Here is a 25,699-nt window from a genome sequence, read left to right as displayed (position 1 = left end):
CCTTGGTCGAGCTGACATTCGTTACCACCACATCGAAACCTTGGGAAGTCTTGTTTTCAATGTGAATCGTACCTGTCACTTGACTTTGAGCTGGTCTTTGAGGTGCTGGCTGAGCTAACTTTGTAACAGCTGCATAACGACGCATTCCACTATAAGAAATATAGCTAATCCATTGATAACCATCATTTTCCAACACTTTATCATAGTTAACGCTATCGCCTCTATTAAAAGTAAATTGTGTCGGAGCTGACCATTTGGCTTCATTCTTAACCTCTGCCGTTTCAGAGAAAGTATATCTTCCTCTGGAAGGGAGTGTTCCTGTTGAAGAAGGTGTTGGCTTTGCAGGTTGAACTGGTTCTGTTACCAACTTATTAATAGCCGCATAACGACGAATACCGCTATAAGAGCGATAGCTAAGCCATTGGTAACCATCCGCAACCAAAACTCGGTCATAGTAAACGCGATCGCCTGCATTCACATAAAACTGCAATGCTGCACTTGCTTTCGGTTCATTTTTCACTTCTGTACGTTTCGTATAAGTATAGTAACCTTGGCTTGGTAAAGAAGGTACAGTTTGTATTACTTTGGATTCTGCCAGACGTGCTTCGTGCGCTGTTTGCGTTTTATCCATCAACTTTGCGACATCAATTTCTTCTTTTCCTGCTTCTTTTTCAGCAGGATTCTTTTCAACTTTTGCAGTTGTTGAAGAATCAGCTGTGTCTGTTGTTGCATCAACAGATGAATTTGTTGTTTCGTCTTCTGTCTGTGTCGCTGCATCAACAGTCGTTGTTTGAGAAGGTGTCGTCTCTGTAGCTACAGAAACAGCTTTATCCGCTGAAGAACTAGTTGGCGCAGTTGTTGTTACAGCAGTTTCTTTTTGAGTTGTTGCTATTTGAGGAGCCACAGCAGTTGATCCAGTTGTGTTTTGAATATTATTTTTTGCGGCAGTATTTACTTGAGACGTTTCAATACTTGTGTCTGTTGTAACTTGTTCATCGGCCGATACTGCTTGACCACCCATAAAGAGGACACACCCAATCAAAACAGAAGCTGCACCACACGAATATTTACGAATGGAAAAACGTTGTTCTTTGTGATCAAACATTTTTTTCATCACTTGTCCTACTTTCTAATTTATTTCTATCATCTTAATTTCTGTAGAAAGGATGTGTATTGGCTGCTGCAGCATCCTGACCAAGCGTAATCCTATCGTTATTATTAACTTCACCAAAACTTGGATCAGATATACCAGCCGGAATCACAATAAAAGCAGCATTATCATACTCTGAGTTTGGATTATACATTGTAGCAATAAAAGTATTTTTTTGAATACTTTGGGGTTGCAATTTATATATATGCGTATTACTATGAGTAATTTGACCATCACGATTGATTGTGATGCTTTCACCAATATTATTACTCCAAGTTCCTGAAATTGTTGAAAAATCACCACTAGCAAGAGCGTTTACGTCAACTGTAGACTTTGTTTCTGCTGCAGGAGAAGTATTACTATCGGTGTTAGTTGTACTTGAAGAGGGTTGAGTAGTTGACGATTGAGCAGGTGACATCTGTTCACTAGCAGCAGATTGAGTACTGTCCCCTGCTTTTTTATTACTACTCGCATTAACAGCCATCTTTTTCTTAGCTTTAGATGATTTTGCTTTTTTAGAACTACTTTGTGCAGTCTTTACTGTCGAATGGTCATTCGAATCACTTTTTATTTCATTTTTATGGCAAGCGCCCAGTAAAAGCAAGGAGCATAACATAGTTATACTTACTAATTTATATGAATTTTTCATTGTATTTCCTTTCTTTTTCAGGAATCCTCAAATTCCAAAATCATTATACAACTTTGTTTTGTAAAAATCAACACATTTTAGAAATATTTGTAATTTATTTGTAATATATGTGTATTTCCTATTTTCTGCCTTTAGAAAATTAGGCAATGCTGATATATCGACGATTGCCTGAGAAGGAAAGGTAACTAATCCAATAATGTCCATCTGCAAATAGAACTTTATCATAATTAACTGTATTTCCAGCTTCATAATAAGCTAATTCAGGAGAAGAAATTTTAGGCTCTGCTTTAATACTAGATCGTCCTGTAAAAGTATAAACTCCTCTGTCAGGTATAGCAGGTTTTGCGATAAAGTGTACGTCTGTTTTTGTACCTGTTACACAAACTAATTTATTATCATTTTGTACATAATATAAGTGGATATTGTATTCTCCTTGATAATTTTTATGGTCACTTGCACGAACTGAGACTTTATAAGTACCATCATTTTGTTTAGTAGCGTTATACCAAATAATATCATCTTGTCCATTTTGGCTTGCCCAAATAGGCACCTTTACTTCTTTTACACCATTTGGACTAGCAACATTTGAAATAACTACATCAAATGTCCCTGTTTGATTATTCTTATTCTGTATGGTAATGTTCCCTGCAAGAGATACCGCTGGTTTCGGCACTTCTGCAATTGTCGTCTTAGTACCACCTACACCTATTTGTTTGCCATTATCTATAACATAATAGAGATGAATGTTATATTCACCGCGATTATTTTTATGATCACGAATATTTACTGAAACCTTATAAGTACCATCGTTTTGCTTAGTAGCTCTATACCAGATGATATCATCTTGTCCATTTTGCGTAGACCAAGTTGGAACTTGTACTTCTTTTAATCCACTATTGCTAGATACATTGGTAATTACAACGTCAAAAGTACCGGCTTGATCATTTTTATTTTGTATATTGATTGTCCCTTTTACAACTGGAGTGACTGGAGTTGCAATTTTATTTATAGCAATATAACGACGGTGCCCCGAATAAGAGATATACGAAATCCATTCGTAATTATCAGCAATTAAAGTCTTATCATAAGTTACACTATAACCATTATCATAATAAGCAAGGTCTGGGCTAGATATTTTAGGTTCTGCTTTGATTCCTTTACGGTCTGTAAAATGATAGGTTCCTGAAGAAGGTAATGTTCCTCCTGTATTAGGTTTTGTAGGTTCACTAGGAGTAGTGGTGCCACCAGCCAGATCTTTAAAATGAATATAACCTGTATAAGCACTAATAGGTTGTGTTCTAGTGTGATAAGAATAATCAAAACCGCCGTTTCTCATCCAATTATACTCTTCAATAATAACATTATTACCAGAAACACCAGCAACCCAAGCTACATGACCGTAGGAGCCATCATTATAATACGCTACAGAACCTCGTGCTGGTACTTTATCTACTCTATATCCTAATCTTTTGGCATTATCTCCCCACTGCCCTCCATTACCAAGTGCTCTTGGCGTTTCAAAATGGTTAACATTGTGCAATCTATTTGCTACAAAAGAGGTGCAATTTCCTGTTGCATATCCCCAAGTATCTACTTGATTCGGATTATTCCTCCAAGCCACTGGATAATCATCTCCAATAACCACTCCATTGTTCACAGCTAATGCATGACGCGCTATTTTTGAGACAAGCATAGTTTTTGTTGCGCCCTCTTTTAACTCATTTGAGTGTTTATCAACTAAGTTATTCTTATTTTTTGAGACATTATTATCGCCTTTTTGAGTAGAAGAAGCAGTACTTGAAATCATATTATTGTTAGATTCACTAGTCTCTTTGACTTTCATGTCTGATGTGGACGAAACTGATGAAGTATTTTCATGTTCCACTTGAACATTAGATGTTGAAACAGTAGACGTTACTCCATTTTCTGATATCGGCTTAGTATCTTCGACTGGTTTAGTTTGAACCGTAACTGAAACTGATTTTTCTTTATTGTGAACTTGAACATTATCAACTATAGATACCTTATTTGATACACCACTATCCACAGCTTGATTATTCTTAGAGTTGTTTTCAACATTAGAATTTATCATTTTATCAGAATGGGAAACAACAGACTCTGTTGTAGATGAAACAGTAGACGTTGAGGTTGTCTCATCTGCCGAAACATTAGCAACATTAAACAGAAAGCATCCTAGCAGTACAGATGCAACACCAAATGAATATTTCCGGATTGAAAAGCGTTGAACTTCTTTATTAAAATTTTGATTCTTCATAATTATTATTTTTCCTTTATCTCTTAGTAATTGGTATATCTTAATTATTACTGTTTAACAATAGAAACTCCTCCCGGATCAACACCTAATAAACTAGGATATTTTTTGGGTACTTGACCAAAAATAATCCAAACAAATGATAGAAACAACAAAACTTTGATAACATTCTTCATGTTTTTCATAGAGTTAAATCCCCTTTCTAGGTACACATTATATCCCTTTGAATAAACTATTGCAATAGATTTTTATAAAAATAATTATTTTTTTTAAAATTATAACTATAATTATTTTATGTATTTAGGCATGTTTCCATAGTTTTAATGTAATTTTTTCAAAAATAAAACACAAATAAAATTATCTCCATCATAAACTGGAGATAATTTTATTCGTGTTTCTCATATTATATCTTATTTTTAACTTATATTTTTTTAAAATTATCACGAAGATACTTTTCAAGTATTAAAGCCATTTTTTCATTACCGCTGAGTTTATATAATACTTGCGAAAATGTAAAATATTGCTTTACAATACTTTGGCTAGAAAAATCCTCGCTAATATTCGCTAATATACAGTATAAATCTGCTAATAAATAACTACAACTGTATTCATTACATTTTTCAATAACATCAAGCGTTTCTTCTATTCCCTTCTCAATCTGAAAACTTTTCCAAAGATATCGGCAAAAATTATATCTAATTTTAATATAAATTTTCAGTTCTATTGTATGAGTAAAATCAATATTTTGAAGTTTAGATATTATTGCTTGATAACATTTTTCAAATTCATCATTATTTTTTTCTTCTAAAAAGAAATCAAGCAAGGTATTAGAGATACGAAGGTACATTAACTCATCTTTATTTAATCGCACAAGCATTTGTTCTAATTTTATAATAGCCTCCTCTCTTTTATTATCACAATGAAATGAAACAATTGCTCCTATCCATTCAAGATAATTTTGATCTGATAGTGACAATCTATGCCATTTATCAATTTCTAAACTGTATAAATATTTTAATGAATCATACTCACGCTTTACTAGAAAAGATTCTACCAACTCTTTAAATTGTACCAACTTAGATGTCTCGCCAAGTACACTATCATCAAAAAAATAGTTCATTGTAACATTCATTTTTTTTGATAATGAATATAAAAGATCCGAACCAGGCATATACTTGCCCTTTTCCATTCTACTAATTTGACCTTGTTCACATACCCCTTCTGCTAATTCTTTTTGGGATAGCCCTAATTCCAATCGTTTACTTTTTAATCTTGTGGCTAATAATGTACTCATACTACTCCCTTAACATTTTATAATTTATTTTTCATTATATCATATGAGTTAAATTATATAAAATTAATTTTATATGACAATAGTGATTTTTATATTAGTTTCATTGAAACGAGGTCAAAATTGCTAATCTATAGTCGACGCAAAAATTATAACTGCATGGCTATTCGCCCTGCCAACACTTGGTATCCCGCAACGGTCAAATGCAGTCCATCAGTGGTAAATGCTTCTGCTAATTGTCCTGCTTCGTCTAACAGACTGTCGTAGACATTGACAAAAGTCACATTCATATAAGCAGAAGTCAACTCTTGATAGACATGGTTGAGACTTTGAATTTTTCGATTGCTTCTTAGATGAACGCGCTTTTTGTAAGTAGGGCTTTCATTGACTGGTAAAACAGACAGAAGGCAGATTTCTGCAAGAGGATAATTTCTAGCAATCGTTTGGATGATACTTTCCACATTTTTCACCGTTTCTTGCTGCGGAATTTCCTTTCCAATATCATTAGTGCCGATGAGAAGAAAAATCTTATCAACTGCCTGCCCAAATAAGAGAGAGTCTAAATGCTCTAGTAGCAAATCCGACCGATAACCTCGAATTCCACGGTTTATTAGTGTTTTTGACGTTTTTAATAACTCATGTAATGGAAAATACTCTACGATAGAATCTCCCAGAAAAAGTACATCGGGGTCTTTGACGGATATACGATTCAACTCTTGGTATTTTTTTCTGATCTGCTCTTGCTCATTCAAAAGCCATTCATCTAATAATTGGACAGCCATTGACTCTCTCCTTTCCTCAAATAGTTCTCTAATACTGTCAGGACGCCCGCCTCTGTATTGGCTGGTGCAAGGTGATTGGCAACTGTTTTTACTCTCGGATCAGCATTCTCCATAGCATAGGAAATCCCTGCTAATTGCAGCATTTCAATGTCATTTTCACTATCTCCAAAGGCCATGATGTCCTGCTCTTGAATTTTCCATTTCTGCATCAGTTGTTTCAATCCCCAAGCTTTATGGATCCCTTTTTGTAAAATATCAATCGCTCCATAACCGCTTGTGACCGCATTTAAGGTACCTTCAAAATCCTGATTGAGCTGTCGAGTAGCTTGAACTGCTACTTGCTCGTTTACCATCATACTCATTTTCAAGACTTGTGGAAAATCGTCCGGGCGCAATGCTTCGACAAAGTTTATCTTTCGATAAAATTCTTGTGCCATTTCTGCTGTCATGACTTTTTCAATCATAGGGAAAATCGTCCCCATTTTGACAAAAGCGCCATTTTCAGCTGTGACGACGAGGTGCACATCACGTTCTCTCCCTTCAAAGTAAGACAAGACTTGTGCAACTAAGTCTTGAGACCAACATGTACCCAGCAGTATCTCATTTTTATCAAAAATCCTCGCACCGTTTGCGGCAATCAAGGTCACGCGCTCCAACAAATCACCAAATAACAAGCGCATTCGGTGAATTTCATTGCCCGTTGCCACCACAAACCGAATCTCCCGCTTGTCCAGCTCATCCAATATATTTTTCAACCGGTCGCGATCGAATTCCCCTTTTTCATCTAAGAGCGTTCCGTCCATATCGGTCACAATCATCTTAATTGTCATGTTATCACCTCTAACAATCATTCATTTCAAATTCAAATCTCGTCGTCCATTTATTTCATAATGTTCGACTATCCTTTCGCCATTTCTATAATTCCGCTTGGATAATGCAGGACAGGATTGACTGCATTTACATCCTATTTCAAAAGGATTATATTACGTCTAAATATATCCCAGTAAACAAAGTTTTTCTTTTATTTTACCAAAAAGAGAGTTGAAGAGGAAACAATTGTATTCAAGTAAGGACTGGTCTTTTCAGATATAGTTTTAAACTATATCCCTTCCTCTAAATTAACTATTTTTCAAAAGTGCTTAGCTTTTGTACAATAAAAAGTAAGAAATCTAGAAAGAGGCATGTATATGACACAATCAAAATTCCAACTAGTTGGATCTCTTCTTCGTCCAGCTGATCTGCTTAATTATAAAAATAAAATTGAACATCGTGATGACATTCAGTATCCTTTTTATGATAGTTTTCCGGGTTATCGTGAAACAGAAACAGCAGAGATTAAAAAGGTCATTGCTGATGAAAAGGCAAATGGTATTGATATTTTGACAGATGGTGAATATTCTAAGTCCATGTGGCATTTAGATTTTATTTGGGGACTTAAAGGTATTGAACGTTACATTGCAGACCACGGCTACACTTTTAAAGACCATGATGGCGGACAGTACGAAACACGTAAAGACATCGGTATTGGCATTAGCCAGCCACTTTCAGGTAAAAATCATCATTTTTTAGATAGTTACAAACTGCTCAAGGAAGAAGCTGGTGATACACAAACAAAATTAACGATTTGGGGACCTGCGCATGCTTATACTGAACTGACTATCTTTGATAAACTTGCTGGTGAAGGGCAAGTTTACAAAACCAATGACGAATTAAAAGCTGATCTTATCAAGGCCTACAAGGAATTCTTGACAGAATACAAAGAAGCTGACGGTGAGATTATCCAGTTTGATGACTGCCTTTGGGAACTTTTTGATGAATCAAATCCTGCTTCGTTTTTTGCTGATGGCAATGCTGCGCTGGCTGATTTAGCTAATGAATTCATTGCGATCAATAACGAAGTAGCTGATTACGGTCATCAATTAGGACTCAAAGTTTGGACACATAACTGTCGCGGAAATTATGAAAGCCGTTCTGCTTCAGGCGGAACTTATGAAGCGATTGCGGAAAAATTCTTGCGTGATCAACACTATGACCGCTTCTTCTTAGAATGGGACAGTGACGTCTCAGGTGATTTGAAGGCTCTTGCTTCTCTTAAAGATAAAGATGCTGAGGTTGTTCTTGGACTCCTTTCCAGTAAGACAACTGATCTTGATGATGAAGAACGTGTTCTCAAGTTATTAGAACAAGCCAGCACCATTTTGCCTAAGGAACGTTTGCTGCTGTCCCATCAATGCGGTTTTGCTTCTTGTGATTCTGGCAATGAATTGGCTATCCCGCAGCAATGGGCCAAAATCAAACAAGGCCAAGAAATCGCGAAGAAATTTTGGGGTTAAACTGCAAGCACATGGCTATTTAGCGAACACTGACAAAAACGCGAAAACAAACTTCTTTTTGAGGTTTGTCTTTTTGATTTCCAGCCAATAAATACCACTGAAAAAGAATACTATTAAAATGATTTCTCTATTGAGAAATTTTTGGAGACAAAACTACAATAATCTACACTTCAACCATTTTCCCTTGCCCCTCTGTTACAATTCTTCAATTCATTTGTGTAATCTGAAAAAGACTGAATCGAAAGATTCGGCCTTTTTTATAAGGAGCAAATTTATCAAATTATACTGTCAATTCAATCTGATTGCCTTCTAAACCCAGAATGCAGCTTTCATAGTAACCATCACCTGTCAGACGCGGTCCGCTTAAAAGCTGATAGCCGTCTGCTTGAAGCCTCGCTGTCAGTTCATTTACCTTTTCTCTACTTCCTAGACTAAATGCCAAATGGTGATACCCCAAAAAGAGAAGTTCTTGGTTGTTCTCCGCTAAACCTTCCTTTCGAGTCATGATTTCCAATCTCGCCCCTTCGTCAAAGCTGAGGAAGTAAGACTGAAAACCTGTTTTTTTATTATGGTAAAGCTGAGTACTTTTCGCTTCAAAATATGTTTCAAAGAAGCGTTTAGCTCCTTCTAAATCTCGAACATAAAGGGCTGCGTGCTCAATCTTCATAGAGTTTTCCTCCATTCGTTGCAATAACTTCTTTATACCAATCAAATGATTTCTTCTTATAGCGAGCCAAAGTCCCTGTTCCATCATCGTTTCGATCAACATAGACAAAGCCGTAGCGCTTGCTCATCTGAGCTGTTGAAGCAGACACAAGGTCAATACAGCCCCAAGTGGTGTAGCCCCAGAGTTCAACACCATCTTCAATTGCTTCGCCGACCTGCTGTAAATGCCGTTTAAGATAATCAATGCGATAATCATCTTCAACAGTCGGACCATCAGGACCATCTACCAAGACATCTTTCGCACCAAGACCATTTTCTACGATAAAGAGCGGTAATTGGTAACGATCATAGAAAGCATTGAGAACCAGACGCAGACCAATTGGATCCACTTGCCAGCCCCATTCTGAAGCAGTTAGATAAGGATTTTGCAACCCACCCAGCACATTTCCACGACCGGAAGAATAACTTTCCGGATCATGGGCAGCAACCACACTCATGTAATAAGAGAAGGAGATGAAATCTACGGTATGCTCTGACATCAATTCTTTATCACCCGGTGCAAATTGGATCTCAATGTCATTTTCTTTGAAGAATCGGTTCATATATGCTGGATATTTACCACGCGCATGAATATCTGAAAAGAGATAATTCTGATTTTCAAACTCACGGGCAGCCAGTACATCCTCTGGTTTTGGCGTCATCGGATAAGTCGGCATAGCTAGTACCATGCACCCAATCTTAAAGTCTGGATTGATTTCATGCCCAATCTTCGTTGCAAGAGCTGATGCCACTAGTTCGTGATGAACTGCTTGATAAAGATCTTGCTTGGACAATTCTTCTACTGGTGTTACAATCCCTCCGCTCATAAACGGTGCATGAAGAACGGAGTTGATTTCATTAAAGGTCAACCAATAGTTCACCTTGTCTTTGTAACGAGTAAAGACGGTACGAACATAGCGCTCATAAAAGCCAATCAAATCACGATTTGCCCAACCATTATACTGACGCGCCAAATGCAAAGGTGTTTCATAATGTGACAAAGTCACCAAAGGTTCAATGTTATATTTGGCCAATTCATCAAAAAGGTCGTCATAAAACTTTAGACCTGCTTCATTTGGCTCCGTTTCATCACCATTTGGAAAAATCCGTGACCAAGCAATAGAAGTACGATAAACCTTGAAGCCCATTTCTGCAAAAAGGGCAATATCTTCTTTGTAACGATGATAAAAGTCAATTCCTTCCAATTTTAGGTTATCAGCTGTTGGCTTATCTGTAATCAAAGGATTGAGATCACCTGCATTAGCTGGTATGCCACCTTTTGGCGTCACATCTTGAACCGAAAGACCTTTACCGTCCACATCGTAAGCACCCTCGTATTGATTGGCAGCTGTTGCACCACCCCAAAGAAAATCTGCTGGAAATTTACCCATGGCTTCTACCTCTTTTATTTTTCACTTAATTATATTATAATCTTAGGCAAGAGTATTTTCTAGCACAATTCTCTTATAAATTGGTATTATTCTACGAAAGAGGCTACACTTATGGATCTAGGAACATTACACAAAAATATCGTTTACAAAAATCAAGGCACACCTTACTCTCTCACACGAACCATTACCAAAAATGGACAGCCGGACATTCTCTTTCATTGGCATACGGATGTTGAACTGATTTACGTCCATGAGGGAACAGCACAGTTTCACATTGATTATGATTACTTTAATAGTGAAGCAGGTGATATTATCCTCATTCGTCCCAATGCCCTTCACTCGATTCACCCGATTGAAAATCGCCGCCATTACATGGATGCTCTCAACTTTCATTTGGATTTGATGGGCTATTCTACTATGGACCAAGCCAGTATTGACTATTTACAGCCACTTTACAATGGACAATTAGATTTTGTACACGTCATCAAGCCCAATCAACCAGCCTATACAGACATTCGGCAATGTTTACTTGATGCTATGAAAATAGGCTATTACCGCACAAAATATTTTGAATTTCAACTCAAAGCCCAGCTCAATCAACTCTTTTATCTTTTATTTGAAAATGGTTATGTCATTTCAAAAGAGCAAACCTTAGAAGGCTATCGCAAGGAAGAAAAAATCCGTACCATTATTGACTATATCAGCGCTCATTATCAAGAAGAGATCACTATTGACCAACTTGCCAAAATTTGTGGTTACAGCGATACGCATTTCATGAATTTCTTTAAAAAACATTTGGGGGTGTCTTGTATAGAATATGTGATTCAATTTCGCTTGCGAAAAGCGGCTGAACTCTTGCAGCATTCTACCTTACCCGTCTTAGAAATTGCTGCCCAATCTGGCTTTAACAACCTCTCTAACTTCAATCGGCAGTTTAAAAAGTATTACCAACTAACTCCTAGTCAATATCGTAAAAAATAACAAGGAGGGATTCCATGAAAGATATTATCTGGTTATTTCCACTGCTTTTCATTTTTCATGATTTAGAAGAAATCATTGGTTTCATACCATGGCTACAGCGGAATGAGCAGCTACTGGTCAAAAAAGCCACGGTCATTCTAAAGGCCCACAAAGACTTATCCACAGAAGGGTTCGCACTAGCTGTAGCAGAAGAATTTGTCGTGGTTTTCTTTGTCTCTTTCTTTGCTATTTTTTACCATACTCGCTTCCTTTACCTCATCTGGTTGGGTGGATTCGTCGCTTTCGCTCTTCATCTGGTGCTTCATATCCTGCAAGCTATCTGGATTAGGCGCTATATACCAGCTCTTGCAACCTCTATCCTGTGTTTACCTGTTAGCAGTATTATCATTTGGAAAACCACCACTTTACTTCATATCAACACAATTGAACTTCTTGTTTTCAGTCTCATTGGCGTTCTCATTGTTATCAGCAATCTATTTTTTGCATTTTGGTTAGGAAAACAATTTTCTGCCCGGTTAAACTAAAGCCATTTTGAATATCTAAAAAACGCTTAAACATTGTCTGCTGCAAGACTCTTTTAAGCGCTTATTATTTTAATCGAAACTCATTTACTCCATTTCAATTTTACATGCTCATTCATTTCCTGATAAGCTGTGTCAATTCGTTCTTTGGTGGCTTGGTCTAATTGATTACGGTATTTTCCACCTTCAATGAAATCTTCTAAAATATAGGTCTGGTAGGTGTAGAGAGGATAGCCTTCCGGTGAATACGTCCCTTTCGCCACACGACTCACCCAACTCGGATGTGCCTGTACATCCTTGATAATCGTCCCTTTCTTTGATTTTTCAACCGTCACGTCCATGAGCACGCCGCGTTCTGTCCATTTCTTATTTTCCACACCGTCCATTGTCTCGATTCGCTGATTGGAGATAAAATTTCCCATAGAATAGATAATGAATTTCTTTTGTCCATTTTGTTTGACGACCTCTGATGGTTCAACGACATGCGGATGCCCGCCGAAAATAATATCCGCTCCCCACTCAATCATCTTATGATAAAGAGTTTTTTGCTCCTGTGTCGGTTCCAATTGATATTCAACCCCCATCTGAGGCATGACAACGGTTATATCAGCTTCTTTTTCGGCTTGCTTAATTTCTTTTTTCATCTTTTCTTCATTTAAATCCGACAAATGATGATTGTAGTCTGCATGAGAGATATTTTCCTCCAAGCCGTTAAACCCATAGGAATAAGCTAAGAGCGCAATTTTAATCCCATTCACTTTTTTAATCACAAGTGAGGCTTTATCCCTGTTTTTATGTGTATAAACCCCAATCGGTGTAATTCCGTGCTGCTCAAATGCTTTTGCCGTTGAAAAAACACCTTCCAATTGAGAATCCAAAATGTGATTGTGTGCCAAATCCACAACTTGATAACCAGCATCTTTGATAGCTGACACCACCGACTCTGGCGCATTGAACAGTGGGTAACCCGCCAAAGGATAATTTGGTCGGATAGTCCCCTCGAAATCTCCTAATACCAAGTCCGCCTTTTTCAGCCAAGGTTTGACATATTGATAATTTTCTGTGAAATCATACGTCCCATCTGACTGTAAGGCGCTCATATATAGAAGATCATGATATAGCAGATCTCCGTTTGCCATGATACGAGCCGTCTGTACACCATTTGGGGTAGAAGACATTTTTTTCTTTTGTACAACACCTGTTTTTGCCGACTTTCCCTTAATCGTAATGCTATCGTTTATTTTTTCAGCTACTAAAATCACACTTGCTGCTACAAACACGGCGCAAAGCAAGCCTAAAATAAACTGCCAATTGGTCGCTGACTGTATTTTTCGTTCCATTCTTTTCATGTTCTATTCTCCTTTATCTACATTGTAGCATAAAGAAGCGAACATGACGCAGGAAATTAGAAATAATAAAAAGGACGAAGCAGATTATACTGTTCCTCAATTGGATTTTTCGACCAACTGTTTGAAACTGTATAAATACTTGTCCTTTTTCTTAAATTATTTACTTACTTTTAATAATGCGTCGCCTATCCGTACATCACCATGAGCTAGCGCTTCAACTGCCTTATAATTAGCTGTATTGGTAACAATGATAGGAGTCGTAACTGAGCACCCAGCAGCACACCATAAAGAATCAGTCTGAAACCTTGAATAGCTGTCAAACCGGAACCAATCAGGCTAGAAGCTGTATTAGCGATTGGTCCCACAAGTAAGAAGGTCAAAGATACTGCAATCATAAGAGTCACGAATGGAACCATGAACACTTTGACAAAGTCTAGCGTGATTTTTTTCATGAATATCTCGATGTGAGATGCTACCCAAACTGCCAAAATAGCAGGAATAACCGTTGACAGATAGTCTCCTGTCGGCAAGCCCAATGGAATACTAAAGAAGTTTACTGCTCCAACTTTCCCCAAAGCTGTCATACTAGCTTCCAAGTTCGGATAGACTAGAGCTGCTTCAATTGCTAATGCAGTGAAGTCATTCATTTTGAACTTACGAGCAGCATTGAGAGCAATCATAATCGGTAAGAATTGGAAGAATCCGTCACCTGCTGCTGTCAAGACAAGTGCAACACCATTGTTCTTTGCTGTCCAACCTAAGGTTGCGGTCAGGATAGCGACCACACCTTTAATAATCCCAGCTGCCGCTAAAGGACCAAGGAAGGGTTGAAAGTCAATAAAGGCATCGAGTGGATTTTTCTTCACCGCTTCTTCATGTGCTTCCACAGTACCTGCACCCTGCACACCACCGACTGCCAATACCGCTGCATAAACATCAGGGACATGATTTCCAATCACAACCTGATACTGACCTCCAGCCTTCACTACGGTCATTACACTATCACGCGCCATAAGATAGTCAGTATCTGACTTACTTTTACCTTTTAGAGTAAAGCGTAAACGGGTTACACAGTGCTTAACACTGCTAACTTATCACAGCCTCCGACGTGATTGAGAATGTCCTGAGCTAAGTCCGTATAATCTTTTTCCATAATAGGCCTCCTTTAATTTTTAGACCAGCCATTTTGTTACACATGTAAATATAGAAAACTGTAACAAAAAAACCTAAACATACACCAAATAGAAAGTAGTTTTCCTACCTTATATCTCGTATTTGTCTAGGTTTTGCCTGCATGACCAGTAATAATCCATGAATTAAGCATAGCACAAATTTTGAGATTTGCGAGCGGTTTCTAAAACTTTTTTAAATAATTATCAGGTGATAAATAAAATAATCGTCTGTTAATTATTTAAAAAAACTTTGACAAGTCGTTCAACCTATCAAAGTTCTTAAAGAGAATGTTATTAGATTATTTAACCATTTGATTTAGTCGTTCATACACTGCAACAACTTCTTTTGCTAAATCAATAAACGTTAAGCTCGTCATCAAGTGATCTTGAGCATGCACCATCAAAAGACTGAGCTCAATTTTTTCACCTTGAGCTTCTTGTGTCAGCATCACTGTCTGTGACTTGTGTGCTAAAACTAATGCCTCATCTGCTGCTTTTAACTTTTCATGTGCTTCTTCAAAGAGACCGTTCTTAGCTTTTTGAATCGCTTCAAAAGCATTGCTCTTCGCCTCGCCACCATACATAATGAGGGACATGATACTTTCTAAATTTGAATTTTCCATATCAATCTTCTAGCCTCCGATCAGTTCCTCAGCTAACGCTAGCACCTTTGAACCGTTCATCATGCCATAATCCACCATTGGGATAACTCCAACTGGGATATTCTTTTGAGCTAACTTTTCTGTGAATTGATCTAAAAGATAGCGCACCTGTGGACCTAATAACAAAACATCTACTTTCTTCTCAGAAAGGATATCATCTACTTCTGGTGCTGGAACTGCAAAAATTTCTGCATCTAATCCTTTTTCATCGGCTGCAGCTTGCATTTTTGTAACAAGCAAGCTGGTACTCATACCCGCAGCACATGCCAACATAATGGTAACTTTAGTCATAATTGTTCCTTTCTATTCATTAAAGTCAACGATCTTTTCTACCGATTAACGGATCTTGCTAAACGTGACACAGTATGTCGAACGCCACGAATAGTATTGCTCAGTGCATAAATATTATCCACTACTGCCAAACCACCATAGCCTGCATCCCCAATATGTTGAATATCAACACCACAAATTTTATTACGAAGTGCGATTTGTTTAATTGTTTCAATATCTGACGTCTCTTGGCTAGTGCCAATAGCGCTTAAGACTAAACCTCTTTTACTATGTACTAGATCTACGACAGCTCTCATTTCTTCATCACTGAAAGCAGGAACTGTACCAACCGCTGGCACCAAAATCACATCTGCACCAGCTTCTAATAATTGTTCAGCTATCTGAATGTCTGCAACCGGCTCAGATACCCCTGCACCGTGCATTTTCCCAGCTATAATCAAACCCGAAAAATGCTGCTTAGCTAATTTTACTGCATCAATAATTTCTTTATTGCTAACTCCTGTTCCTGGATTACCTGTTAAGCAGACAAAATCAAAGCCTAATTTTTCAATTTGTTCAAAAGAAGCCTGACTAGCTTGCCGACCAGCAGCAATCACTTGCACTTCTTCCAACATATCAGCTTCCAAATCAACAGGTTCTAAATTCACTCCAATCGGAGCTCCCACCAAGCGATGCAATTCGTGAACAATTTGCTCTTTTTCACAATCCAAACCAAATATTTCTGGTTGGAAAACATCTAAGCAATTCAGCAAAATCATATCTGCACCGAAGGCTCTTGCAATTTCAGCATTGGTGATATCTCCGACAAAGGTTTCACGAATGACAACATTTTCGGATAAGACAACTCGCCCTTCACTCGCTTGAATGCTTTGCTTGAGCTCTTGGGCTGTCATATTCAAAATTTCCGAAGGATTTGCACTAATTAATCGTTTCATATTCTCATCTCCCTACTGATTTTCTTCTGCTTTAAAGCGTTTTTCAATAGCAATCACAAATGGAATATAGATTAAAATATCAATCACAATAAGAACAGCTTGTAAAATAGACGCTTTAAAACTTCCCGTTGCCAGCAAGCCACTAATAATCGGAGGAGTTGTCCAACCTGGGTCAGTATATGTTAACGGTACAAGACCACTTGCCATGGATGACCATGCAACGATGAGATTCGCAATCGGTGCCAAAATGAATGGGAACAGAAGCAAGATATTTAAGACAATTGGAACACCAAACATCGTTGGCTCATTGATATTGAACAAACCTGGAACCACTGTAATAGGTGCCAGTGTTTTGATTTGTTTGCTTGATTTTCTCTTTTTCGCCAAATAACCAATCGCTAATACCAAGCCAATAGTTGCGCCGCCACCGCCAATGAAGACAAAATTATCCATAAAGACACTGGTAAAGATATGTGGTAGTTTTTCCCCTGCTTGATAAGCAACTTTATTGGCATCGAGATTCGAAAGCCACAATGGTTTCATAACCGCATTGACAACATTTCCTCCATGAAGTCCAACAAACCAGAATGAACTATTTAAAGCAACTAGAATCATCAAACCAAATAAATTATTACCTAGTAGACCTAGCGGTTTTCCTAAAACAGTTTGAGCTACCGCATGCAAATTTGGTAGTTTTAAACTTGCTAAAAGGGCATAAACCAACAACCAGCCTGTGATAATCACTGCACCTGGAATAATGGCGCTGAAACTTTTTGAAACTGCCGGTGGAACACCATCAGGCATTTTAATTTGGACATTATGATTGATGAACCATTGATAGATATAACCATTTACCAAACCAAGAATGATTGCTACAAAAAGGCCTTGTGAAGCTAAAAATGCTGTGGGAACACCGCTTCCTGTTTTAGTAGCAAGGAATGGTGTCACTGTGATAAAGGCAGCAAGCGAGATAATTCCAGAAGGAATCCCATCCACTTTGTATTGGCGGCTCATATAGTAGGCAATCCCAAAACTGGCTACCAAACCAATCAGACCAAAACTACTATCCACGCCTTTCCATAGATAGGCAGAAACCCCAATTTTTGTCAAATAAGCTTCCCATCCTGGAACAGGAAAACTAGCAATGACCATAAACAAAGAACCAATCAACAGTAATGGCACTGCAAGCGTAATGCCGTCCCGAATTGCTACTAAGCCTTTATTGTTCCCCAACTTAATAGCAATAGGCATTAGTTTTGCTTGTAAAAATTTATCCATCTTTACAATCTCCTTTGATTATAATATATTATTAAATAGCAGACAAAATCAACTTTATCTCGCTTTTTAATTATATTTTAAAACAATTATTCCAAAAAGTCAAGCGCTTTCACTTATATTTGATAATTTTTTATAATCAATATATAATAGATGCAGGGAAGGATGGTAGATAATGAATCAAACGAAAAAACAAGCTGAGTTACGAACAATTATTTTAGATAAAATTTACGCCAAGGGGCCAATTTCTCGCATTGATATTTCAAAAGAGACGGGCATTACTCCCGCTACAGTTAGTGCGATTACAGGAAGTTTGATCCAAGAAAAACTGCTGTATGAGCTGGGGGAAGATGAAGAACATGCAAAAGTCGGACGCAAGAAAATCCTCTTGGGTATAAAAAAACAGCACTCTTATTTCATCGGCTGTGAACTGTCTGAAAAATACTTTTCTTTTGTGTTGAGTGATAATACAGGAAATGTGATTGATAAAGATAAAGCAACCGTCACCTCGGAAAAAATTCTAGCAGAAGGCGCTGATTTATTTTGTCATTTACTTGAACAATTCATTTTTCGGAACAATTCCTATACAATTCAAGCCGTGGGAGTAGCTATCCCTGGACGCTATTTGCACAATAATTTGATTACAACAAACAATCAAACATGGAAACAATTTGATCTAGCGAAGATTAAAAACGAGTTCTCTTTTCCAATTTACTTTTCTAATAATGTCAATTGCATGGCACTAGCAAAGCGCCTTTTTTCTGCTTACCAACTGGATGAGAATTTTATCTATTTTCATTTTGCACGGGGTATGCACTGCTCTTATATGTACAATGGCAAAATCTACGGCAAAAGCAATATTGTCATCGGCGAAATTGGTCATACCGTCGTTTGTCCTGACGGAGAAGTCTGTGGTTGTGGACGCAGAGGCTGTTTGCAGACTTATGCTAGTGAAAGCTGGCTGATAAAAAAAGCAAAAATCATCTTTGAAACTGCCGAGTTGACACATTTAAAATCACTTGTCACAGATAAAGAAGAGATCACGATTCAAACTATCCTCACAGCATATAACTTAGGAGACCAAGCTATTCTCAATCTCCTGCATTTGGCATTTAAGTATTTGGCACAATCCCTGCTAAATCTTAGCATGATGATTGATGCAAAGAAAATTTATCTGCACAGTCCCATCTTGACTGATGACAAAGTCATTGCAGCTTTCTATCAAGAAATCTCACAACAACCAAAACTACTCTTCAAAGACTTGCCTGAACTCATTATCGAGCCTTACAATGACTTCACTGGTGCAACAGCTGGCGTTGCGCTTTGTCTGCAAAAAGAATTGCTGAGTGTTTAAGTAAAAAATCAGAAAATGATAAAAATATATCATTTCCTGATTTTTATATTTATAACAAATTATTTCAATCGTACTTATAAAAGATGAAAGGACTAAGCTTTTTGCCCAGTCCTTCTTTTTTATTCTAATGGCAGTTTGTCCCACGTTACTTCATATGTGAAAGTAAGTAGCCATATCCTGCTGCTTCCATTTCTTCTTTTTTGATAAAGCGTAGTGCTGCTGAATTGATACAGTAGCGCAGTCCGCCTTGGTCTTGAGGACCATCTGTGAAGACATGCCCCAAATGCGCATTTCCAGAGCGAGAACGTACCTCGATTCGCTCCATACCGTGACTTTTATCTTGATAATACTTAATCACATCTTTGGCAATTGGTCTTGTAAAACTCGGCCAACCACAACCCGAATCAAATTTATCACCGGCAAAGAACAGTGGTTCTCCTGTTGTCACATCTACATAAATGCCTTCTTCAAAAGTTGCAAAATACTCATTTTGGAATGGTCGTTCAGTTGCAGCATGTTGGGTGACCTGATAAGCTTCTTCAGACAATGTTTCCTTTAAAGTTGGCTCACTCGGTTTCACATATTGTTTCGGATCTACTAAAGGTTGGTAAGCATCATTAACATTGATATGACAATAGCCACTGGGATTTTTCTTGAGGTAATCTTGATGATAGTCCTCTGCCAATACATAATGACGCAGTGGTTCTACTTCTACTGCAATCTCCTGACCGCATTGCCGCTCTTGCTCTTTCACGACTTCATTGATGACTGACATATCCGTGTCATTTGTATAATAAATCCCTGTGCGGTATTGACGACCAACATCGTTTCCTTGCTTATCGATAGACAGCGGATCAATCACACGGAAATAGTAGAGCAAAATTTCTCGCAAGCTAACCAGATTTTCATCATAAGTCACATGAACCGTTTCCGCATGGTCTGTCTGCTTAACCAGCTGATAGTTTGTCGTCTCAACCTGCCCATTAGCATAACCGACAGTTGTAGCAGTCACACCTTTGATACGAGAAAAATATTCTTCTAACCCCCAAAAACAGCCTCCTGCTAGATAAATTTCAGCCATAAAAACACCTCATTTCTTTGTTCTTATTTTCTCATAAATCTCTAAAATATTATAAGGATTTGATTAGAACTTTCTTGAGAATGATGTGAAAAAAGACGTAGAAAACGCTTTTTTACTCTATATAGTGCAATTTCCCACGAAAATCTTCTATGCTTTCATAGCCTTTTTCTGCCATAATCGCTTTCAGCTCATTTGTAATACGATTAAAAGCTCCTACGCCTTCTTTATGGAGCGTCGTTCCGACTTGCACCATACGGGCTCCGCAAAGAATGTGCTCAAAAGCATCTCGGCCAGTCAGCACACCACCGGTACCGATGATTTGGATTTCCTGTTTCAAACGTTGGTAAAAAGCATGAACATTGGCCAACGCGGTTGGTTTGATGTACTCCCCACCAATTCCACCAAACCCATTTTTCGGACGAATGACGACTGTTTCATCGTCAATATACAGCCCGTTGCCAATCGAATTAACACAGTTGACAAAACAAAGTGGAAATTTATTGAAAATCGCTGCTGCCTGATCAAAATGCGCAATATCAAAATAAGGTGGTAATTTAATCCCCAACGGTTTAGTGAAATAGGCAAATACTTCACTCAAAATTTTTTCCGTCATTTCAAAATCATAGGCAATTTGTGGCTTGCCGGGAACATTGGGACAAGACAGATTAAGCTCGGTCAATCCTTTAAAATCACTGTCTTGTACCTTTTTCAAAAGAATGTGAGTTTCTTCTGGTGACAGCCCCACAAGAGATAAAAAGAATGTTCGATTGGGTTCTATCTTTTGCAAATCTAACAAGTAATCCAGATAGTAATCTAGTCCATGATTTGGTAACCCCATTGAATTGATTGAGCCGAGCGGCACATCTTGGTAACGAGGTTCAGGATTTCCTACTCTCGCTTGCAAAGTAGCTGTCTTAGTCACAAAGGTTCCAGCAGCTGAATTTTTTACCTCTTCCAGCTCTTCGATCGTCATGCACGCTACACCAGCTGCATTCATCAGGCAATTCTCAAAAGAGAAACCAGCAATTTGTGTTTGAGTTGATACCATGAAATACTCCTTTAGTTTTTTCTATTGTACCACTAAAAGCAGGAATATGACTCTTTGAACAGAATAGAAGAAAAAAATGTTCGGGATAAACAAATAAATTTTTGATACGCAAAATTCTGGCATCAAACTCCGTCGGAATTTTCAGAAAATTCAACTTTTTTCTTTACAGTATAAAATTTTTCTGCTATAATGACACACGTAATAAACGATAATCTACACTGATTTGGACGAAAGTCTCGTTCTGTGATGGAGCTAGGATTGTTGAAAGCTAGAAGAGATAAATCTAACTAATCATATAAAACAATCTCTATTCGGCTACCTATTTTTTCCATGACCGTTTGAGCATAGTGAATGACGGACATGGATATTAAGAAACATAGTCATGTGAATGCTTTTGTTTTTCACGGTCTTAGTATCTTATTGCAACCGAACTCGGACGAAAGTCTAGCATATTCAGCGTAATTGAACTCGACCTAAAAACTTCAGAAAAAAGATAAATATTCCTTGAAGCATCGCTTCTTCGTCATATTTCCTATTTTTCTTTTGTTTTTCACGGTCTTAGTATCTTATTTAAGGAGAAGTCTATGACAACTGCTAAAGAATATATCCAAAATACTTTTGAACTGGTGAAAGCTCGCAATGCTCACGAAGCAGAATTTCTACAAGCGGTGGAAGAATTTTTAAACACGCTCGAACCCGTTTTTGAAAAACATCCTGAATACATTGAAGAAAATATCTTGGCACGCATTACCGAGCCAGAACGTGTGATTAGCTTCCGCGTCCCTTGGGTTGATCGCAACGGCAAGGTGCAAGTCAATCGCGGTTATCGCGTTCAATTCAATTCCGCAGTTGGCCCCTATAAAGGCGGACTTCGGTTCCACCCAACAGTCAACCAAGGGATTTTGAAATTCCTCGGTTTTGAACAAATCTTTAAAAATGTCTTGACCGGTCTACCAATCGGCGGTGGTAAAGGTGGAGCTGACTTTGATCCGAAAGGCAAGACGGACGCTGAAGTCATGCGTTTCTGCCAAAGTTTCATGACAGAATTGCAAAAATACATCGGTCCTTCTCTTGATGTCCCTGCTGGTGACATTGGAGTTGGTGGACGTGAGATTGGCTACCTCTATGGTCAATACAAGCGCCTACGCCAATTCGATGCTGGGGTCTTGACTGGTAAACCTATTGGCTTTGGTGGTAGTTTGATTCGTCCAGAAGCAACTGGTTATGGACTTGTTTACTATACACAAGAAATGCTCAAGGCAAACGGTGAAAGTTTTGACGGAAAGACCGTTGTCGTATCCGGTGCTGGAAATGTAGCTCAGTATGCTGTGCAAAAAGCAACTGAACTCGGTGCCAAAGTCATTTCTGTGTCTGATTCAAATGGTTATATCATTGACAAGGACGGAATTGACTTTGATCTTCTGGTAGATGTGAAAGTAAAACGCCGTGCTCGTCTGACAGAATACGCTGCCGAAAGAGCAAGTGCCACTTACTACGAAGGCTCTGTCTGGACTTACGAAGGTTCCTTTGACATTGCTCTGCCATGTGCTACTCAAAATGAAATCAACGGTGAAGCAGCAAAACGCTTGGTTGCTCAAGGAGTTCGCTGTGTATCAGAAGGTGCCAATATGCCAAGCAATTTGGATGCTATTGCCGTTTACAAAGAACATAATCTCCTTTATGGTCCTGCTAAAGCCGCCAATGCTGGTGGAGTTGCTGTATCTGCACTCGAAATGAGCCAAAATAGCCTCCGTCTTTCATGGACGCGTGAGGAAGTTGATAGTCGTCTCCAAAACATCATGACAAATATTTTCAACACCGCTAAGACAACTGCTGAAAACTACGATCTTGGTAACGATTATCTAGCCGGAGCAAACATTGCTGCTTTTGAAAATATTGCCAATGCGATGATTGCCCAAGGAATTGTTTAAACGAATACATGACAAAAGGCTGTGGACAAGTTTGTCCACAGCCTTTTACTGTTCTTCTGCTGAAATAAGCAATCAATCGCTATTTCTAAAACTTCACGCTTTTGGTTTCTCCCCACCTGACATTGTCATAAGCGAGAGTATAGGGCTGCTGCGAGCCGTCCTCACCGTCATACATCAGCTTCCATTCCACCTTTTCGCCCACCGCAAGCTCCTCTTTTATGTTGGTAGTATCAAAAGTAGCGTCATCCAAGACATAGGATTCTCCCATTTCGTCTTGTAAATCAAAGTCATAGACATTGAGAGGGAGAGATTCGCTAGAGGTATTTTCGATAATGACCTTGCCGGTAATCGTTGCTCCTGTTGCTTGCCCTTTTATCCGCTCTTTGGAGTCCACATGAATGTATTGAACAGTGATTTTCATTCCATTTTCAAAACGCACGCTGTCTCCCAGACGGTGATGTTTATAGCTATCTTGATAAACTGCAGTTCGAGCACCATGCCCTAGAAAGGCAAAGTTAAAAATACTTAAACCAGCCACCACGAGGGTCATGAATACAAGCATGACACAGCTAATGATGGTCGTCCAAAACAAAGGCTGCTTATACAGGGGCTGTTTCAAGCGATAGACGTGACCGGCAGGGGTTTTTATTTCATGCGGTACTTGTTCTTCCATAATAATCTCCTTTCTGCTTACGCTGGTGCATAAATCGTTGGCAAATCAATTCCTTCCTTTAATAAAGCGTCATGATACAGTCTGTAAAATTGATGGTAAACGGTGCTTTGGCTACCACTTTGGACGGTGATACTAATACGAAAATAAAATTGACCATTTTCGCTAACTTGCGGACCTAAAATCGTCGGTTCCTGCAAAATTTCTACTTGATCGCCCGCATATTCTTGATTGACCTGCTGGATAATCCGAGTGACCTTCTCCAAATCCGTCTGAGCGTATAATGGAATATCAATGAGCGCTCGCATATTGCCGCGTGAGAGATTGCTGACGACGGTAATGTTGCGATTAGGAATGTAATGCAAAGTGCCATCTGCATCGCGCACTTGTGTCGTCCGAATTCCGACACTCACAACTGTTCCTGCGATTTTAATCGAGCCATTAGTCAGACGAACGCTGTCTCCGACATCCAACTGCCGCTCCAACAAAATAAAGAAACCATTGACTAAATCAGACAAGAAGCCTTGCGCTCCCATCCCGATTGCCACCCCAGCAATCCCAGCTCCTGCTAGTAAACTAGACACCGGCAAGCCTAAAATCGCTAATATCCAATAAATCAAGAGAAAGTAAAGGGTGTAATTCAGCAAATTTTCCATCAAACGAGTGAGGGTCTTTTGCCTCCCTTCGTCTTGACTAGAGAGTTTCAATGAGGGGGAGATAATTTTTCTTACGAGTACATGTACCAGCTTTTTAGCGAGGTAAAAGAGAGCTAGCAAGAGCAAAAGTGAAACGAGCTTGCTAAAGACATCATCTACCAAATGAGACCAGTTGAGTTTTTCAAAATAACGAGAGAATACATTCTTGTTCGCAAATAGCATAGCTACCTCCTACTTATTTCTATTATACCATATCCGAGTCTTATCGGCGCACGTACTCTGTCGTCAAGGATAATTTATCTGGCTTTCACCTCATCTACGAGTACAAAAAAGTTGGGAAGATCCCAACCTCATTTTTTAATTAGTTCACTTCTACTTTAGGCACTTTCCCCTTGCGGCGGGCAAGGATATCCGCATAGTATTTGCGGCTGTTGTTGAGTACGGAAAGGACATTTTGGTAAAACTCATCGGATTTGACCTGACTTAAAATTTCGACATAGTCTGCCAACTGTTGGTAAGGCGTCGCCACTTCTTTGCGCAATTGTTTGACATCATAGCTCACTTTTTGTAACTTCTCTTGTGAGCGGGAGGCAAAGAGTTGCTCAAAAGCGGCGTGGCTCTCCGTTAGATTGTCAACAAATTTCCCAATCGCCAAAGTCCCCACCTGCTCCTTATAGGGGGCTGTTTTTAGCTTGTCCAGCAAGCTGTCAATGAGGGCTGTTTCTTCCTCGTAGTGCTTGGTATGTGCACCCTTGTACTGCTCAAAGAGGCGTTTCAAACTTTCATACGCTGACTTTTCCTCTTCACGCTTGGCTGCCCGATAAGGCTTAATCGCATCACGCAAAGCTTGTAAATCGGCGTCACGCAACTCGTCAGCCGCGCTAATCGAAGCTGACTTTTCGCTCGCCCGAATTTGACCCAGCGAAGCCTGATAAGCTGGCAGAGCCACTTTTAGCTTCTTTACCAAAGCAGCTAACACTTCTTCATTTTTGAAGTCTAACCCTTCTTTTTCCACATCATCTAAAAATCGAGTGATGAACTGAACAAACTCGGCTGAGCGGAGATTGCTAATTTTAAGTCCAATGAGCTTTTCTTGCTTCATACATTCCTTCTTTCCTTTTTTACTTGTCACTTAAAGCGACCGTTTCAATGACTTCTCCTTTTTCCGTCCGCGCGGCGGATGACCTCAACTACTTTTCG

25 protein-coding genes are annotated in these 25,699 nt (G+C 38.6%); 5 read left to right on the top strand and 20 right to left on the bottom strand.

Annotation, left to right across the window (positions count from 1 at the left end; genetic code table 11):
- From HMPREF2542_RS06760 to HMPREF2542_RS06735, 7 genes are all read right to left on the bottom strand, one after another.
- A partial coding sequence (locus tag HMPREF2542_RS06760; RefSeq protein WP_148129469.1) for an SH3 domain-containing protein occupies positions 1-1,114 on the bottom strand: 1,114 nt, incomplete at its 3' end.
- A gap of 34 nt (positions 1,115-1,148) precedes the next feature.
- Entirely contained in the window at positions 1,149-1,799 is a 651-nt protein-coding gene (locus tag HMPREF2542_RS06755; RefSeq protein ID WP_049476164.1) for a DUF6287 domain-containing protein, read from the bottom strand.
- Positions 1,800-1,938: 139 nt separating this feature from the next.
- A complete protein-coding gene (locus tag HMPREF2542_RS06750; RefSeq protein WP_058670117.1) occupies positions 1,939-4,074 on the bottom strand; it encodes a GBS Bsp-like repeat-containing protein in 2,136 nt (711 codons plus the stop codon).
- Between the two features lie 47 nt (positions 4,075-4,121).
- Positions 4,122-4,256, bottom strand: a complete 135-nt coding sequence (locus tag HMPREF2542_RS10165; RefSeq protein WP_261674388.1) for a hypothetical protein — start codon at positions 4,254-4,256, stop codon at positions 4,122-4,124.
- Between the two features lie 236 nt (positions 4,257-4,492).
- Positions 4,493-5,365, bottom strand: coding sequence for a helix-turn-helix domain-containing protein (locus HMPREF2542_RS06745; protein WP_020997590.1), 873 nt, complete (start codon positions 5,363-5,365; stop codon positions 4,493-4,495).
- A 146-nt stretch (positions 5,366-5,511) separates the two neighbouring features.
- Positions 5,512-6,144 carry an SGNH/GDSL hydrolase family protein gene (locus HMPREF2542_RS06740; protein WP_003070893.1) on the bottom strand — a complete coding sequence of 211 codons (633 nt, stop codon included), beginning with the start codon at positions 6,142-6,144 and terminating at the stop codon, positions 5,512-5,514.
- Positions 6,126-6,974 carry a Cof-type HAD-IIB family hydrolase gene (locus HMPREF2542_RS06735; protein ID WP_058670115.1) on the bottom strand — a complete coding sequence of 283 codons (849 nt, stop codon included), beginning with the start codon at positions 6,972-6,974 and terminating at the stop codon, positions 6,126-6,128. Before HMPREF2542_RS06735 ends, HMPREF2542_RS06740 begins: the two co-directional genes overlap by 19 nt.
- Positions 6,975-7,331: 357 nt before the next feature.
- On the opposite strand from HMPREF2542_RS06735, the gene HMPREF2542_RS06730 reads away from it, so the two are divergent.
- Complete coding sequence (locus tag HMPREF2542_RS06730; protein WP_058670113.1) at positions 7,332-8,477, top strand: cobalamin-independent methionine synthase II family protein; 1,146 nt, start codon at positions 7,332-7,334, stop codon at positions 8,475-8,477.
- Between the two features lie 280 nt (positions 8,478-8,757).
- On the opposite strand, the gene HMPREF2542_RS06725 is transcribed toward HMPREF2542_RS06730, so the two are convergent.
- Positions 8,758-9,144: a VOC family protein gene (locus tag HMPREF2542_RS06725; RefSeq protein ID WP_058670111.1), complete on the bottom strand. Its 387-nt coding sequence runs from the start codon at positions 9,142-9,144 to the stop codon at positions 8,758-8,760.
- Complete coding sequence (locus HMPREF2542_RS06720; protein WP_058670109.1) at positions 9,134-10,573, bottom strand: glycoside hydrolase family 1 protein; 1,440 nt, start codon at positions 10,571-10,573, stop codon at positions 9,134-9,136. The genes HMPREF2542_RS06725 and HMPREF2542_RS06720 overlap by 11 nt, the downstream gene beginning before the upstream one ends.
- Before the next feature lie 111 nt (positions 10,574-10,684).
- Here HMPREF2542_RS06720 and HMPREF2542_RS06715 point away from each other — a divergent pair, with 111 nt between their 5' ends.
- Both HMPREF2542_RS06715 and HMPREF2542_RS06710 read left to right on the top strand, forming a co-directional pair.
- The gene (locus HMPREF2542_RS06715) at positions 10,685-11,554 is read left to right on the top strand and encodes an AraC family transcriptional regulator (protein WP_058670107.1); all 870 of its coding nucleotides are present in this window, start codon (positions 10,685-10,687) and stop codon (positions 11,552-11,554) included.
- 14 nt (positions 11,555-11,568) lie between these two features.
- On the top strand, positions 11,569-12,078 hold the full coding sequence (locus HMPREF2542_RS06710) for an HXXEE domain-containing protein (protein WP_058670105.1): 510 nt from the start codon (positions 11,569-11,571) through the stop codon (positions 12,076-12,078).
- 80 nt (positions 12,079-12,158) lie between these two features.
- Here HMPREF2542_RS06710 and HMPREF2542_RS06705 read toward each other — a convergent pair whose 3' ends face one another.
- The 6 genes from HMPREF2542_RS06705 to HMPREF2542_RS06680 all read right to left on the bottom strand — a co-directional run bounded on the left by HMPREF2542_RS06705 (position 12,159) and on the right by HMPREF2542_RS06680 (position 17,762).
- Positions 12,159-13,424, bottom strand: coding sequence for a CapA family protein (locus HMPREF2542_RS06705; protein WP_058670103.1), 1,266 nt, complete (start codon positions 13,422-13,424; stop codon positions 12,159-12,161).
- 206 nt (positions 13,425-13,630) lie between these two features.
- Positions 13,631-14,437, bottom strand: a complete 807-nt coding sequence (locus HMPREF2542_RS06700) for a PTS transporter subunit EIIC (RefSeq protein ID WP_227743462.1) — start codon at positions 14,435-14,437, stop codon at positions 13,631-13,633.
- Between the two features lie 458 nt (positions 14,438-14,895).
- Entirely contained in the window at positions 14,896-15,219 is a 324-nt protein-coding gene (locus tag HMPREF2542_RS06695) for a PTS sugar transporter subunit IIA (RefSeq protein WP_003070913.1), read from the bottom strand.
- 9 nt (positions 15,220-15,228) lie between these two features.
- The gene (locus tag HMPREF2542_RS06690; protein ID WP_003026389.1) at positions 15,229-15,549 is read right to left on the bottom strand and encodes a PTS sugar transporter subunit IIB; all 321 of its coding nucleotides are present in this window, start codon (positions 15,547-15,549) and stop codon (positions 15,229-15,231) included.
- A 38-nt stretch (positions 15,550-15,587) separates the two neighbouring features.
- Positions 15,588-16,484 (bottom strand): DUF7916 family protein, encoded by an 897-nt coding sequence (locus HMPREF2542_RS06685; protein ID WP_058670101.1) that lies wholly within the window; start codon positions 16,482-16,484, stop codon positions 15,588-15,590.
- Between the two features lie 12 nt (positions 16,485-16,496).
- The gene (locus HMPREF2542_RS06680) at positions 16,497-17,762 is read right to left on the bottom strand and encodes a PTS sugar transporter subunit IIC (RefSeq protein ID WP_058670100.1); all 1,266 of its coding nucleotides are present in this window, start codon (positions 17,760-17,762) and stop codon (positions 16,497-16,499) included.
- A 172-nt stretch (positions 17,763-17,934) separates the two neighbouring features.
- Between HMPREF2542_RS06680 and HMPREF2542_RS06675 the strand changes: the two genes are divergently transcribed.
- Positions 17,935-19,113, top strand: a complete 1,179-nt coding sequence (locus tag HMPREF2542_RS06675) for an ROK family transcriptional regulator (protein ID WP_058670099.1) — start codon at positions 17,935-17,937, stop codon at positions 19,111-19,113.
- A 145-nt stretch (positions 19,114-19,258) separates the two neighbouring features.
- Here HMPREF2542_RS06675 and msrB read toward each other — a convergent pair whose 3' ends face one another.
- A complete protein-coding gene (msrB, locus tag HMPREF2542_RS06670) occupies positions 19,259-20,194 on the bottom strand; it encodes a peptide-methionine (R)-S-oxide reductase MsrB (protein ID WP_003070919.1) in 936 nt (311 codons plus the stop codon).
- Positions 20,195-20,306: 112 nt separating this feature from the next.
- A complete protein-coding gene (locus tag HMPREF2542_RS06665; RefSeq protein WP_058670098.1) occupies positions 20,307-21,242 on the bottom strand; it encodes a dihydroorotate oxidase in 936 nt (311 codons plus the stop codon).
- A 584-nt stretch (positions 21,243-21,826) separates the two neighbouring features.
- Here HMPREF2542_RS06665 and gdhA point away from each other — a divergent pair.
- The gene (gdhA, locus tag HMPREF2542_RS06660; RefSeq protein ID WP_070484608.1) at positions 21,827-23,173 is read left to right on the top strand and encodes an NADP-specific glutamate dehydrogenase; all 1,347 of its coding nucleotides are present in this window, start codon (positions 21,827-21,829) and stop codon (positions 23,171-23,173) included.
- A gap of 85 nt (positions 23,174-23,258) precedes the next feature.
- Here gdhA and HMPREF2542_RS06655 read toward each other — a convergent pair whose 3' ends face one another.
- The 3 genes from HMPREF2542_RS06655 to HMPREF2542_RS06645 all read right to left on the bottom strand — a co-directional run bounded on the left by HMPREF2542_RS06655 (position 23,259) and on the right by HMPREF2542_RS06645 (position 25,601).
- On the bottom strand, positions 23,259-23,846 hold the full coding sequence (locus HMPREF2542_RS06655) for a DUF4352 domain-containing protein (protein WP_058670096.1): 588 nt from the start codon (positions 23,844-23,846) through the stop codon (positions 23,259-23,261).
- A 17-nt stretch (positions 23,847-23,863) separates the two neighbouring features.
- Positions 23,864-24,721 (bottom strand): mechanosensitive ion channel family protein, encoded by an 858-nt coding sequence (locus tag HMPREF2542_RS06650; protein ID WP_070484605.1) that lies wholly within the window; start codon positions 24,719-24,721, stop codon positions 23,864-23,866.
- A 139-nt stretch (positions 24,722-24,860) separates the two neighbouring features.
- Positions 24,861-25,601, bottom strand: coding sequence for a DUF6261 family protein (locus HMPREF2542_RS06645; RefSeq protein WP_058670094.1), 741 nt, complete (start codon positions 25,599-25,601; stop codon positions 24,861-24,863).
- Between the last annotated feature and the right edge of the window lie 98 nt (positions 25,602-25,699).

It is taken from the genome of Streptococcus sp. HMSC034B05 (assembly GCF_001809055.1).
Classification (GTDB): Bacteria; Bacillota; Bacilli; order Lactobacillales; family Streptococcaceae; genus Streptococcus; species Streptococcus constellatus.
The sequence above is the reverse complement of the archived record's forward strand: the minus strand, read 5'-3'. Positions and strand labels throughout refer to the sequence as shown.